Origin of the sequence: Streptacidiphilus monticola (genome assembly GCF_042658505.1) — a bacterium.
In the GTDB taxonomy this organism is placed as follows: domain Bacteria; phylum Actinomycetota; class Actinomycetes; order Streptomycetales; family Streptomycetaceae; genus Streptacidiphilus; species Streptacidiphilus monticola.
Window position 1 is genome coordinate 1 of record NZ_JBHSQJ010000139.1, and the last position, 236, is coordinate 236.

Sequence of the window (236 nt, forward strand, 5' to 3'; positions counted from 1 at the left end):
ATATTCCCGCATCAGCTCCGCTTTCAGCTTCTCGTTCACCGCGCTTTCCCCGTGCCGCTCGCTGACCACCTCAATCATCGCGTTAATCTGCTCCGGTGAGCACTTCCCGGCATCAACCACCTGCACACCGTTCTCGATGGCGAACCGCTCCACCTTTCGATAGAGGTAATCACACAGCTTCATTCCTGTGGGTTTGTCCCGTTCCCATTGCGGATTTTCACCGGTGAAAAAGTACG

The 236-nt window shown here is 55.1% G+C and carries 1 protein-coding gene; it reads right to left on the bottom strand.

The features are described 5' to 3' along the window. Positions 1-236: hypothetical protein (locus ACFP3V_RS27555; RefSeq protein WP_380589012.1), on the bottom strand; the 236-nt coding region annotated here is incomplete at both ends.